This window comes from Fusibacter sp. 3D3, from assembly GCF_001748365.1.
GTDB lineage: Bacteria > Bacillota > Clostridia > Peptostreptococcales > Acidaminobacteraceae > Fusibacter_A.
Genome location: NZ_BDHH01000010.1, coordinates 20,588 through 33,979, shown reverse-complemented (window position 1 = coordinate 33,979; position 13,392 = coordinate 20,588). Strand labels below are relative to the sequence as shown.

The window sequence follows — 13,392 nt, the reverse complement described above, 5'->3', positions numbered from 1 at the left end:
ACCGGTTTCATATTTACAAGCCTTTTTTTCATTTTTTTAAAATATTTTTTTGGATCACCAAAAATTCATACGGTCCAAGAAGAATTTTCTCTTCTTCAAAAGAAAGTTGCTTGCCCTGTAGCAGATCAATCCAAACACCATGATAGCCATAACGCTTCAAATCAGTTGTATAGACCCATTGGCGATCTTCGGTCATGTTAAAAAGTAAAAGATAGTCCTCAGATTCCTCTTTTATAATCTGTTGGATCAAGAGCACATGTTGATTTCCAATCAAAAGCGGTTGGTCCTCAACGATGTATTTCTGTCCATAGGCTTTTTTTCTGAAATCAATCAACTCTTTTATAGCATCAAATACTGGGGATGATTTTGACCAATCAAATCGACCACGATGAAGCCATCTGGAATCCTTCATTTTTTTGGGATCATGCTTATAGGCGTAATCATTGAGTTGACCCATCTCGTCTCCAGCATAAAGCATTGGGATCCCTTTCCTCAACAAGATTAGAGCATGTATCAGTAAGATGCGCTTATGAGCGAGTTCAACTTGATATCGGTCAGAGGATTCGATTGCTTTTTCTAAGCCTGCTAGACTGGCAAGTGTACCCGAATTTCGAGCATCTTGTTTTTCTGGATTGTATTCATAAAGCTCCCCTATTGAAAAACTACCGTCTAGTGAACCCAAGTAAAAATCGATGAGAAAATTTTTATGCGCTTGCGGCTCAAATCCTAAATTTCTAATTTTGCTTTCATCAAGTCCCCAACCAATATCATCATGGCATCTCGCGTAATTGATCCAGACACTTTTTTGTGGCAGATCATATTGGGGCATTAACGCCATATGTCTGGCATCTCTAGTGGCGATACTGTTCCAAATTTCAACCATATAGGAAGCATTATAGAGAGAATGACACTCCAAGCGCTCTTCCTTACCAAAATACCTCACAATGACATTTGGTGAAACAATGGCCTCTCCTAACAGCGCTGTAGAAGGTGCACATACGCTGATAATGTCTCTGAAAAGACTGAGTATGACGTGCACTTCCGGTAAGTTTCTGCAATCAGTTCCCAGGGTTTTCCAAATATATGGAATTGCATCTAGGCGAATCATGTCCACCCCAATATTGGCTAAGAAAAGCAGATTGGATACCATTTCATGAAAAACTCTGGGATTTTTATAGTTTAGATCCCACTGATAAGGATAAAACGTCGTCATGACATACTTTTGAATGTCTTCATTAAAAGTGAAATTACCTGGTGCTATCGTTGGAAAGACTTCTCCAAGCGCAGATTCAAACGCATTTGGAATCGCACTGTCATCGTACATTAAATAATAATCTTGATATTTTTCCTCTCCCATTAAAGCTTTAACTGCCCACTCGTGATCATTTGCAGTGTGATTAATCACATAATCCAAGCAAATTTTAATGCCCTTTTGATGAAATTCTGATACCACAGCTTTAAAGTCTTCTAGATTGCCTACTCTAGGATCTATTGCGCGATAATTTTTTACCGCATAGCCACCATCATTTTCGCCTTCTCTAGGCATGAGTATTGGCATCAAATGAATCAAGCTAATCCCTAAATTGCTAAAGTGATCTACATGTGTCTTTAAGTGCTTAAGATTCTCCGAAAACAAGTCTACATAGAGCATCATGCCCACTGTTTCCCCCGAAGCAATCCAATCTGTTGCGCCTGAATCTTTTTCAATATAGATGTCATTCCTCGCCATAAAACTGGCCTGCATCATATGCATTAAATCATTAAACGCTGCCTCACACTCAGGATATAGTATGTCATATTTCCTTTTTAGTGCTTCTAAATAACCCATTAACCTTTGATTAAAAATCAAAGTCTTCTCTTTTTTTTGGATAAGAACACCTCCTATACTCTATTTTCATTTTAGGAAACCGGTTTCATTAAGTCAAGTTTTTTTTGCTTTTATAAAAATAAAAAAAATTGTCATGCTTTTTTTTATAAGATATTGTCGTTCATATGGACTTTACTCTACAATCCCTATAAAATAATCTTAGGACGTTTCTTTTAAAAAATCCATTTATAAATTCACTGCTCTGTACAACAAAATCTTCAAGTTGCTTTAGGAGGCTTTATGCATAAAAACTGGAAAAAAGAAGCTTTTCTTTTTTTATCGAGCCAAATCATTTCTCTATTTGGTTCTTCGCTTGTTCAATACGCCATCATGTGGTACATCACCCTCACGACAAAATCTGGACTGATGATGACAATATCCATCATATGTGGTTTTTTACCCATATTCTTCCTGTCTCCTTTTGGTGGGGTCTGGGCAGATCGCTTCGATCGAAAGCGTCTTATTATACTCAGTGACGCGCTGATTGCCAGCTCTACGGCGATTTTAGCCGTATTGTTCTTCCTTGGCTATGACCGAATTGAACTCTTATTCATCGTTTCTGCGATCAGAGCTGTTGGTACAGCCGTTCAAACACCAGCAGTGGGAGCCTTTTTACCTCAATTTGTACCCGCTGATAAACTCATGCGTGTGAACAGTATCAGTACCACGATACAATCTGCTGTCTTATTTATTTCACCCATGGTCAGCGGTGCGCTTTTAACCTTTTATAAAATTCAATACATCTTTTTAATCGATGTGGTCACTGCAATTCTAGGCATATCTGTATTGTCTACAATGAAAGTCAAATCCCATATGGAGGGCAAATTACCTGAAAAACTCAATTATTTTCACGATCTCAAAGAAGGGCTAGCCTATATTCGCAATCATGCTTTTTTAGTTAAATTTTTCGTTTATTTTGCCATATTGTTTTGCTTGATCACGCCAGTTGCTTTTTTGACACCACTTCAAGTCGCGAGGACCTTCGGTGATGAAGTTTGGAGGCTTACCTCTATAGAGATTGCCTTTTCTTCTGGAATGATGATTGGGGGCGCAGTTTTAGCGACTTTAGGTGCCTTTAAAAATCGAGTTTACACCATGGCTCTATCTGGTTTTATAATGGGCATATGTACAATCGCCTTTGGACTCGTCACACACTTTCCAATTTATATCGGTTTTATGGCCGTCTGCGGGTTAAGTTTACCTTTTTTCAACACGCCTTCCACGGTTATACTTCAAGAAAAAGTCGAAGAGGCCTATATGGGAAGAGTTTTCGGTGTCTTTGGCATGATTTCAAGTTCAGTCATGCCACTGTCTATGCTTATATTCGGTCCCCTATCTGACTATATTCAGATTGAATGGCTCTTAATTGCCACTGGGATTGCACTTGTCATCCAAAGTCTTTTACTGACAACACATAAAACTTTGATCACAGCAGGAGAACCCCTTTAAAATTTCTTACCCTTGATGCGTTTGAGTCTGAAAAAATCTTCGCGTTCCTTCTCTTCCAGAGATTCTTCGATCCACTTAGTCAGCTCAACGTATTTAGGGATTTGAATTTTATCCAGCGCGTTGGCTCTTTTGCTTGTCTTCCTAATTTCGATGGCTAAGCGAAACACCGCATTTTCTACCTCAGCCAAACGGTAAACCAGTTCTTGGACCTCTCGCATCTTAACCACAGTGATATCTATAGCAGAATTTGTCCTATAAAAGCCATAGTAAGGCTTAGAAGACTTCTGATCTCGTTTTATAGTGGGAATCTCTACATTCATAATACTCTTATTTAAAATCATTATGTTTTCATCTTTGGGAATCGAAAGCGCCGTCTCTCTTACAGCATGAGCCCCCATGGTCATATTGGCATGCTGAAGGGTCTCATAGACCTCTTTAAAAACAGTGTCTATGTCCACTTGAAGATGCTCAACTTCCTCTATCATAGACATCATTTCTCTAATGAGCACACTGCGTTTTTTGTCGAGTAGCTGATACCCTTGCTTTGAGAAATTTAACATGGATTTGGATTTCATCAAATTGGCTTTTGTGGGCGTTAATTTTTCCATAACTTATCTCCCATAATACTTTCGAATGGTCTCTTCATCTAGTCGATCCAATGCCTCAGGCGGTAGAATGGAAAGTATCTTCCACCCCAAATCTAAGCTTTCTTCCATCGTTCTTCTCTCTGAAAAGCCTTGATTGACGAATTGTGCTTCAAATTGCCTACCGTATTCTATATAATGCTTATCCATCTCCGATAAATCGGATTCACCAATAATTTGAGCAAGCGATCTGATATCAAGTACTTTTGAAAAGGATGAAAACAACTGATTGGCCAAATCAGGGTGATCTGCCCTTGTGTGACCTTCACCAATCCCATCCTTCATCAATCTCGAAAGAGAAGGCATTATGTTCACAGGCGGTCTGACATCTTTGTTGGATAAATCCCTTGAAAGCACGATCTGACCTTCAGTAATATAGCCTGTTAAATCAGGAATTGGGTGCGTAATATCATCATTTGGCATGGTCAAGATCGGCAAAAAGGTAATAGACCCATTTCTATCTTTTAACATACCTGCACGTTCATAAATAAAGGCTAAATCTGAATACAGATACCCAGGGTAGCCTTTACGACTTGGAACCTCTTCCTTAGCCGTGGCAATTTCTCGCAGCGCCTCACAATAATTGGTCATATCGGTCATCACCACAAGAATATGCATTTCTTCTTCAAAAGCCAAGTACTCAGCCGCTGTTAATGCACATTTGGGAATGCTCAGTCTTTCCGTTACAGGATCATCTGCATAATTCATAAACATGACGACGTTATTAATCGTACCACTCTCTTCAAACCTCTCAATAAAATAGGCACCGTCATCTCTTGTAATACCAATAGCCACAAAACAAATTGCAAATTTTTCATCGGTCTCTGAACTGATTCTGGCTTGACTGACGATTTGAGCCGCAAGTTCTTTATGTGGAAGCCCATTGCCAGAGAAAATCGGCAACTTCTGGCCTCTGATTAAAGTACAGAGTACATCAATCGTAGAAATTCCAGTTTCAATATAATTTCTCGGGTATCTTCTCGCCACCGGATTAATCGGTCTTGAATTGACATTGTACTTTTTGTTGGCATAGATTGGGCCCCCACCATCGATGGGATTTCCAACGCCATTGAACATTCTCCCCAGAATATCTTTTGAGAAATTTAGACTTAACGGCTCTCCTGTAAAATGCACAGATGCATTGACTGTACTCAATCCTGATGTGCCTTCGAAAACCTGCGCAACCACATAATTTTCTTCGATCTTGATCACTTTCCCAAGTCTATCTTCATTTTCAAGCCTTATTTCAATCATTTCACCATACTTGGCTTCTTTTATCCCCTTCAGAAAAATAAGAGGCCCTTCTATTCGGTCTATTTTTAAATATTCTTTTAACATTTCATCACCTAATTATATGACGCTAACAACGCATCATAATAATCCTCGAGTTCTTTATTGATTGTCTGTATACCTTCTAATTGGTTATTCGGGATATTGTACTTCATCTTTGTGATTTTTTCAAAGAGTTCAGTATCTCTAATCTTTGACATCGGAATTCCCTTTTCAGCACACCCCAAGGCTCTTTCATAAAGATGCCACATGGTTTTGAGCATCAGATATTGTTTCTCAATTGGGACAAACGCATCTTCCTTGTGAAACGCATTTTGCTGTAAAAACCCAGTTTTAACAATTCGTGCAATTTCAAGCACAAGTCTTTGTGAGTCTGGCAACACATCCTCACCCACCAGCTGAACGATATCCAGCAGTTTGCTCTCCTCTTGCAAGAGTTTCATCACTTGGCTTCTCAGAAGAATCGCATCTTCATCCACGTTATCAGCATACCAATCTCCAAGCATTTTAAGGTAGCCACTGTAACTGCTGAGCCAATTGATTGCAGGATAATGTCTTGCATAAGCAAGTTTCCGATCAAGTGCTAAAAAAGCATTGACGAACCGCTTGGTATTTTCTGTAACTGGTTCAGAAAAATCACCCCCTGCTGGGGAAATAGCGCCTATTATTGTGATAGAACCCTCTTCGCCGCCTAACGTCTTTACATAGCCTGCCCTTTCATAAAACTCAGCAAGGCGATGAGATAGATAAGCTGGATAGCCTTCTTCCGCAGGCATTTCTTCAAGTCTACCACTGATCTCTCTAAGTGCCTCGGCCCATCTAGAGGTTGAATCCGCCATAATCGCCACATGGTATCCCATATCTCTAAAATATTCTGCCATGGTAATCCCAGTATAAATACTGGCTTCTCTAGCTGCAACAGGCATATTGGAAGTATTGGCAATTAAAATCGTACGCTCCATAATAGCCTTACCCGATTTGGGATCAATCAATTTAGGGAATTCCTCTAGGACATCTGTCATTTCATTACCGCGTTCGCCACATCCAATGTAGATGATGATGTCCGCATCAGACCACTTGGCAAGTTGATGTTGCGTCATCGTTTTGCCTGTGCCAAATCCACCAGGAATTGCTGCAGTACCGCCTTTTGCTATGGGGAAAAACATATCAAAGATACGTTGTCCTGTGATCAGTGGTTTCGATATTTTAAGCCTCTTCTCAATGGGTCTCTGCTTCCTAACGGGCCATTCCTGATACATTTTCACAGGCATGACCTCGCCTTTATCTGTTTCAATCTTGATAAGTGTCGTTTCGAGATTATAATCACCATCACCTACGACTTCAACAACGGTACCCTTTAGCGTTGTTGGTATCATAACCTTGTGAATAATAAGCCCCGATTCCTCTATTTGAGCAAAGACTTCACCACCTTTGGCTTTGTCCCCCTCTTTAACCTGCATCTTCACAGACCACACTTTATTAAGATCTATAGAAAGTAGCCCAATACCAAGCGGCATAAAATTTGGGCTCATTTCATTGATCCTTATGAGCGGTCTGCCAATGCCATCAAAAATATTGCCTATTAGTCCGGGTCCAAGTTTTAAAGATAGTGGCGTGCCCAGTCCATAAATTTTTGCGCCTAATTCGAGGCCTTCAGTCTCTTCATAGACCTGTACAGTGCCAATGGAATCATTGAGCCCAATCACTTCAGCAATGAGCTTGTTTTCACCCACTAGAACCATTTCTCTCATTTTAAATCTTTCCATTTGAGTCCCTTTGATGACAGGCCCATTTACATAGATAATTTTACCTTCATTTGGTTTCACTGCACGCCTCCTGTGATGGGTTAAAAAGTGCGTTGATCATGCATCCGAGATACTCTTCTATCTCATCCACTTCGGAATTCAGTGTGTAATCATATTTTATTTTGCCATTCTTAATCATATAAAATCCGCCGATAATACCATCGTCAATAATCGTTTTCATTTCATAAGGCACATAGGCTAAGTCTCTCGCCTTTAAACCCACAACTAAATTATCATCATTTTGATGTGGTGATAACGCGCGTTCAAATCTCTCATGAAAATAAGCTTCGTACGCTTCTGTTATCGCAAACGCTTCAATCGCTTCTACAATTTCATTTTTGAGTTTTATTAAGAGTGCATTCTTCTTAATGAGCACCTTTTTTTGTGATTCAGAGTGCGCTTTAGAAAGTAATCTTCTCTCTTGATCTTTTGCCTTATTCTTGACGTGCTCCAAATAGGTATCACGTTCCTTTGAACATTTCTGCTCCATATCATCTAAAACTTTGGCATACTTTAAATTCAGAGCTTCTAAAGTCGCTTTATCCTCCGATAGATTTTTTTCCATTACCATTTTTGAAAAAAGTTCCATTTTCGTTTCTATTGTAATGATAATATCACCCTCTTTACAGTTTAATACCGATGGAATGCTTGATATAATTCATAATATAAGCTTTGTCTTTTAAACCTTCTGGTTCAGGAATTTGAATGATCAGAGTATCCATTCTAAATAATTTTTTATCCATAATATAATCTTTATGTTGGTTGTAAATATGCTCTGAAATCATAATAAGACCTATGGATCGATCCGCTAAAAGCGCTTCAATAGTCTCTATGACCTCTTCACTAGAATGCACGAGTTCACCCTCTACACCCCCGAGTCTCATGGCGGTTAAAGTTTCAATTTTTTCACAAAGACAATACGATTTCATTAGAGTCTCCCTAAAATCAAGATTGAAATGATCAATCCATAAATGGCAATCCCCTCAGCAAGCCCTACAAAGATGAGTGTCTTTCCCAAAATCTTAGGATTTTCTGAAACGGCACCAAGTGCTGACGAACCCACGCTACCAACTGCATATCCCGCCCCTATTGTGGCAAGTCCTGTGGAAATGGCAGCTGCAATATAACCGAGTCCAGCTGAATTATTAGTTGCGGCGGTAATTTGAGTCGTCGTTGCTGCAGTGGCTTGAACCCCTGCATAGGATGCACCTGAAAACACAAAGACCGTGCCACAAATCAACGCAGAGCCATAGGCTATAACATTTATACTAAGCGCTACTTTTAATTTTTGATTTGCCGTTTCAATTGAAGGTTGAAAATAGTAATAAAAACCAAGTCCTATAGTTGCTATAATAATCAACACCAATATCATTACAAATAACATAAAATAATCCTCCTATATTTTATCTGGTGCAAATAACACACCTTCGCCCGTATAGTATTTACTGAACAGCTCATAATAAAACAATCTAAGCCCTTGAATAAAGACGACTAAGCCTTCCAGTCCGATGATAATCACGTTACCTATGATGAACATGATCACATTGCCTCCAAGAGTCCCAGTCATATCTGCAAGTGTATGAAAAGCAATAAATAACCCCACATGATTAAGTGCAAATGCGCCAACTCTGATAAACGAAGCGCTATTACTGAGTAGACTTAAAAAAGTTTCAAAGAGATTAAAACCACTTTCAATATAATATTCACCAGGGGGCTCTTCATATAAGTGTTCCTTCTTCTGAATCCATGAAGCTAAAGGGTGTTTGATCACCAAAAGAACCACACAGAGTAGAATGACCAAACTGATTGGAAAAATCGGTATCCATGCCACATTTGCAACTTGCTTATAGACAAGCAAAAGCACAGATGATAATAGGACGATCCCATTTATACCATTTCTCCCAAAAGCGCCTTCTTCTAGGTCACCTGCTCTGTACTTATTGACCACACTATACCCGTAACTGATATAAACCAGTACAAGACCTGCTAAAATAGCTAAAAAAAGAATCAGATTGATATTGTCCATGGGTCTTAAATAAATATTAAGTGGGATTAACGTCGAAATCACGTGTTCATAGCCAAAAAAGGAATCATAAAAAATGCCAAAGATCATAGACCCCATACCAATGCGCATCAATATGCCACAAAACTGTGGGTTCACTTTTTTCTGTAAAAACCACCCCGCAAGTGTAATGAGGAACCCCTGTCCAAAATCTCCAAACATTGCTCCAAAAAGGAACATGTATGCAATGCCGAAAAAAACAGTGGGATCGATTTCATCATGAGAGGGCACGCCGTACATGTTCACGAGCATCTCAAATGGCCTAAAAAAAGAGTTATTCTCTATTCTTGTTGGAACAGGTATCGTCACAGACACTTCATCCGCCTTTTTATAGGCCACTAAAGTATCTTGATGTTGCGTAAATGCTTTATTATAATGATCCAGCTTACTTTCTGGAATCCATGCAGAGATGTAGGCAAAACTTTGGGTCACCCCCACTTTAACACGCACTTGATCAATTTTACGCTCCATGATGAGCTTTGAATAAAGTCGATCCATACTTTCACTGTGCGCCTCAATGTCTTTCTTTGTCGTCTCTTGAATTTCTTTAAGCCTTTCCTTATACCTTTGCGTATCAAGGTCAATCTTTTCCAACATTTCTTTAGGCGTGCCCCAATAAGATTCGTCAATCACAATTTCCATAAAATTTGTACTTCTTAAAATTCGGCCAATTTCAATATCCAAACTTTTGGGTGAGAGTATAATATAAAATTCTTTTTCATCATGAGTGCCTATATGAAGGACAATCGCCTTAATATTCTCCTGATTCTGTGAAATTTTTCGTGCTTTCTCACGTGTTAAATAACCAAATTTCATGGTGAAATAATTCATTTTGATAAGTCTTCCAATATCGACATCAATGTTTTTTAAGCGTTCAATATACTGAATCTCATCCAAGGATTTTAGCCGCGCTGTTATATGACTCACTTCCTCAGTTAAGTTTTCAAATTTGCAACTGAGATCATCAATTTCTGCTTTGATCACTTCAAAGTGATGCGACCCCTTCATATGGTTTTTATGAAGTTTAGGTGTATACTGCATGCCCTTTAAGGTTACCTCAAGCTTTTGAATATACTGTTTAATCTCTTTGTTTTCTTTAAGAGATACGATATCCTCCATATCTAAGATCTCATCTGCGTGTTCTTCTGATATCCCTATGCTAAATTCGCCTTCATTAATTTCAAGAAATGTATCAATGAACTCGGACTTCTCGAGTAAAATCATGTCTCGAAGCAGCTCATCAAGGCCTTCTCTATGACAGACAATATTAGCCATGGCAAGTTTTTTTATAGCCACTATCATGCCCTCCCCAGTTCTCTGATCAATAGGTCTTTGAGGTTTTCAAACTGATATTTTTTGCCTTCCATGAGGGTAAATAAATCTCTCATTTCGTATTCAAATTTGAAGAGTAAGACCACAGGTAGTGCAATTGAGAGCTTCGTTGATTTGATATATTCATCTAATCGATAAAACAAATGTCTCTCCATGGCACGTTCCATCATATACTCACGATCTTGGAAAATATCACTGTAATCACCGCCCAATATATAACTTCTGAAAGCATCAAAACCCATATAGCAAAGCTCTTTCAATATCTTATAATCATATCTGCGACCACCTTCTAAAGTGAAGTTAAACAATTCTTCTGATGAAATGTCAAAAAATTGTCGGCCTCTATAAATCCATTGAACGTTCAAAATATCGACATTGATCCCCAAAAGTTCTAGCATAAGCTCTCGATCTTCACTTTTTAAGGCTTCAATAGAACTTCTTAATTGACTAAAATAGCACCGATCTAAAACCATTTCCATATGAAATATCATATGTTCAGAATCTTCTTCTAAAAAAACAACCAAGGGTTCATAATAAATCGTATGCCCAATCATATCCAAAAGGTCTTGCATATTAACAGCCTTTTCAAGTTGATCATAATTTAAATTTGAATAGAGTTCAGAATAAATAAGAGATGCTCTAAGATCACTTAAGGGTTCATTTCTGGATAAAACCCTAATAAACAACTTTAAATTTTCCACTTCATATCGGCAAAACATCGCTTTAAAAAAATTGCGGTACGCATCCATATAAAAGTGATAAAGTTTTTCATAAGTATTAAAAAAATATTTTTTGATGACAACTTCATGATCCCCTATGCTCATGCCGATATCAGAAAATACCTCTGAGTAATGCGTATATCTCTTAAGATATTCAATGACTTCCTCAACCTTTTCAAGCTTCAATAACTCGAGATAATCTGCCTCTTTTAGCAAACGCCCTAATATGGCCTTAGATTTAGCATTTGAAGCCGCATGTGTTCTCACTTTATACATTATGCGCCCCCTTTTTCCAAAGAAAGCCTTTGGATCGCTTTTTTGACCATCAACTCTTTTTTTGCTTCAAATAAAGCGTCCATTTTTTCAAGTTCTTCAGAACATGCCATTTCTATCTTTATTTTCTCACGGTTTGCTTCATCCATAATGAGATCCTGCAGTTTTTTACTTTGCTGAGTCTTTAACTTATTAGAATTTTCTTCAATATCTCTTTTAATGTTTTTAAGTTGTTTCTCTCTCTCTAATATTTCTAATTTAATGCGCTGAACTTCGGATTCAGTTTTATCATCAATCTCTAAAATATGCTTTAAAACTTTTTCTATTGATTTGTCATCCATGAGATCACCTGCCTAACTATAATTACTTACATCCTTATAAATACCCATTTCTCAGTTTAAATCACATCGATCCACGATTACTCTAACCCCCTATAATATAAAAAGGATTTATTCAAAATATAAGTCCAATTTTGAATAAATCCTCTTTATACATTATATCACTATACACTTGAAATAATCTGAATTTTCAAACAAATTCTGCAAAATCAAGTTTTTGGCCATTGGATTCGATAATTTGCTTGTAATAATAATAACTCTCTTTGATGAGCCTTTTCCGATCACCACGCCCATCATTCTGTTTGTCCACATAGACAAAACCATATCTTTTTTCCATTTCACCGGTTCCCGCAGAGACAATATCAATCGGTCCCCACCATGTGTAACCCCATATTTCAACACCATCACGGATGGCTTCGTTCATCATGATCACATGATCTTTTAAGTACTGCATACGCTCTGGATCTATGATCCCACCCTCAGGATCGAGTTCATCTCTTGCACCTAGTCCATTTTCAACTATAAAAAGGGGTTTTTGATAGCGATCGTAGAGTTCATTACAAACATATCTCAGACCAATGGGATCAATTGGCCATCCCCATTTTGTCTCTTTTAGATAGGGATTCTTCTTGCCCATAAGGCCCCCTGTATTGCCTAGAATTCGCATGCCGTCCTCGTGTAATGAACTTCGATAATAGCTAAACCCTAAATAATCGCAAGTCCCTCTTTTCAAAAGCGCCATATCTTCATCGCCAATTTCGAGCTCAATCTCATTTTCTTTGCGAATTCTATCAAAGTAAGAAGGGTATTGACCTCTCAACTGAACATCACTGTAAAAAAGCGAGCGCCTTCTGAGTTCATAAGATGAAAAAACATCATTGGGTTTCGTACTCGCAGGATAGATCGGACTTAACGATAGCATACAGCCTATTTTAAAATCGGGATTTATCGTGCGACTTAAAATAACCGCCTTTGCACTTGCCACGAGCATGTTATGACTTGCCTGATAGACATCTGTAAGTTTATGCTCATCTTCTTTAACGACAATAGCCGCTGCAAGAAAGGGCAAGGTATGGGCATGGTTGATCTCGTTGAAGGTCATCCAGTATTTCACTTTACCTTGATAGCGCTTGAAAATAACTTCACAATACTTTTCATAGAAATCAATCAACTTTCTATTTTTCCAACCGCCATAGGCTTTAACGAGATTGAGGGGCGTCTCGAAATGTGAAATGGTTATGATCGGTTCCATGTCATAAAATCGCAAGGTATCAAACAAATCATCATAGAATTTTAGACCCGCTTCATTGGGAACTGCATCATCTCCATTTGGAAATATACGGCTCCATGCAATGGAAGTTCTAAAACATTTAAGGCCCATTCCAGCCAATAACTTAATGTCTGCTCTATACGTATGATAAAAATCAATAGCCTCATGACTCGGGTAGTAGACGTCCTCCTGAATCTCTAGATTTAGGTTGTCAAACCGATGCTTGCCCACGGGTAAAATATCCGCGATACTCAGTCCTTTTCCATCTTCTTTAAAAGCACCCTCGGCCTGATTTGCGGCAATCGCACCACCCCATAAAAAATCAGGTTGAAACGCGTTCATG

General features: G+C 38.4%; 12 protein-coding genes. 1 reads left to right on the top strand and 11 read right to left on the bottom strand.

Translation table 11 applies throughout. From position 1 onward, the window contains the following. Positions 1–28 precede the first annotated feature (28 nt). Complete coding sequence (locus F3D3_RS12335; RefSeq protein ID WP_175438367.1) at positions 29–1,828, bottom strand: alpha-amylase family glycosyl hydrolase; 1,800 nt, start codon at positions 1,826–1,828, stop codon at positions 29–31. A 279-nt stretch (positions 1,829–2,107) separates the two neighbouring features. On the opposite strand from F3D3_RS12335, the gene F3D3_RS12330 reads away from it, so the two are divergent. Then, positions 2,108–3,316 carry an MFS transporter gene (locus F3D3_RS12330; protein ID WP_069874335.1) on the top strand — a complete coding sequence of 403 codons (1,209 nt, stop codon included), beginning with the start codon at positions 2,108–2,110 and terminating at the stop codon, positions 3,314–3,316. Here F3D3_RS12330 and F3D3_RS12325 read toward each other — a convergent pair. The 10 genes from F3D3_RS12325 to F3D3_RS12280 form a co-directional block, all read right to left on the bottom strand. Then, positions 3,313–3,924 (bottom strand): V-type ATP synthase subunit D, encoded by a 612-nt coding sequence (locus F3D3_RS12325; protein ID WP_069874334.1) that lies wholly within the window; start codon positions 3,922–3,924, stop codon positions 3,313–3,315. The genes F3D3_RS12330 and F3D3_RS12325 overlap by 4 nt on opposite strands. 3 nt (positions 3,925–3,927) lie before the next feature. Continuing rightward, positions 3,928–5,298 carry a V-type ATP synthase subunit B gene (locus tag F3D3_RS12320; protein ID WP_069874333.1) on the bottom strand — a complete coding sequence of 457 codons (1,371 nt, stop codon included), beginning with the start codon at positions 5,296–5,298 and terminating at the stop codon, positions 3,928–3,930. An 8-nt stretch (positions 5,299–5,306) separates the two neighbouring features. Further along, positions 5,307–7,076 carry a V-type ATP synthase subunit A gene (locus F3D3_RS12315; protein WP_084388998.1) on the bottom strand — a complete coding sequence of 590 codons (1,770 nt, stop codon included), beginning with the start codon at positions 7,074–7,076 and terminating at the stop codon, positions 5,307–5,309. Continuing rightward, on the bottom strand, positions 7,063–7,644 hold the full coding sequence (locus F3D3_RS12310; RefSeq protein ID WP_069874332.1) for a hypothetical protein: 582 nt from the start codon (positions 7,642–7,644) through the stop codon (positions 7,063–7,065). The genes F3D3_RS12315 and F3D3_RS12310 overlap by 14 nt, the downstream gene beginning before the upstream one ends. Positions 7,645–7,678: 34 nt before the next feature. Next, positions 7,679–7,984, bottom strand: a complete 306-nt coding sequence (locus tag F3D3_RS12305) for a V-type ATP synthase subunit F (protein ID WP_069874331.1) — start codon at positions 7,982–7,984, stop codon at positions 7,679–7,681. Beyond that, positions 7,984–8,439, bottom strand: coding sequence for an ATP synthase subunit C (locus F3D3_RS12300; RefSeq protein ID WP_069874330.1), 456 nt, complete (start codon positions 8,437–8,439; stop codon positions 7,984–7,986). The genes F3D3_RS12305 and F3D3_RS12300 overlap by 1 nt, the downstream gene beginning before the upstream one ends. Before the next feature lie 12 nt (positions 8,440–8,451). Then, positions 8,452–10,413, bottom strand: coding sequence for a V-type ATP synthase subunit I (locus F3D3_RS12295; RefSeq protein ID WP_069874328.1), 1,962 nt, complete (start codon positions 10,411–10,413; stop codon positions 8,452–8,454). A 2-nt stretch (positions 10,414–10,415) separates the two neighbouring features. After that, a complete protein-coding gene (locus F3D3_RS12290; protein ID WP_069874326.1) occupies positions 10,416–11,444 on the bottom strand; it encodes a V-type ATPase subunit in 1,029 nt (342 codons plus the stop codon). Continuing rightward, a complete protein-coding gene (locus F3D3_RS12285; RefSeq protein ID WP_069874324.1) occupies positions 11,444–11,782 on the bottom strand; it encodes a hypothetical protein in 339 nt (112 codons plus the stop codon). Before F3D3_RS12285 ends, F3D3_RS12290 begins: the two co-directional genes overlap by 1 nt. A gap of 187 nt (positions 11,783–11,969) precedes the next feature. Continuing rightward, positions 11,970–13,391 (bottom strand): glycoside hydrolase family 1 protein, encoded by a 1,422-nt coding sequence (locus tag F3D3_RS12280; RefSeq protein WP_069874323.1) that lies wholly within the window; start codon positions 13,389–13,391, stop codon positions 11,970–11,972. Position 13,392 lies beyond the last annotated feature (1 nt).

Coding starts and splice junctions, on each gene's coding strand:
- F3D3_RS12335 (WP_175438367.1), bottom strand. CDS start 1,828: ATGGGTTATTTAGAAGCACTAAAAAGGAAATATGACATACTATATCCT.
- F3D3_RS12330 (WP_069874335.1), top strand. CDS start 2,108: ATGCATAAAAACTGGAAAAAAGAAGCTTTTCTTTTTTTATCGAGCCAA.
- F3D3_RS12325 (WP_069874334.1), bottom strand. CDS start 3,924: ATGGAAAAATTAACGCCCACAAAAGCCAATTTGATGAAATCCAAATCC.
- F3D3_RS12320 (WP_069874333.1), bottom strand. CDS start 5,298: ATGTTAAAAGAATATTTAAAAATAGACCGAATAGAAGGGCCTCTTATT.
- F3D3_RS12310 (WP_069874332.1), bottom strand. CDS start 7,644: ATGGAACTTTTTTCAAAAATGGTAATGGAAAAAAATCTATCGGAGGAT.
- F3D3_RS12305 (WP_069874331.1), bottom strand. CDS start 7,984: ATGAAATCGTATTGTCTTTGTGAAAAAATTGAAACTTTAACCGCCATG.
- F3D3_RS12300 (WP_069874330.1), bottom strand. CDS start 8,439: ATGTTATTTGTAATGATATTGGTGTTGATTATTATAGCAACTATAGGA.
- F3D3_RS12290 (WP_069874326.1), bottom strand. CDS start 11,444: ATGTATAAAGTGAGAACACATGCGGCTTCAAATGCTAAATCTAAGGCC.
- F3D3_RS12285 (WP_069874324.1), bottom strand. CDS start 11,782: ATGGATGACAAATCAATAGAAAAAGTTTTAAAGCATATTTTAGAGATT.
- F3D3_RS12280 (WP_069874323.1), bottom strand. CDS start 13,391: ATGAACGCGTTTCAACCTGATTTTTTATGGGGTGGTGCGATTGCCGCA.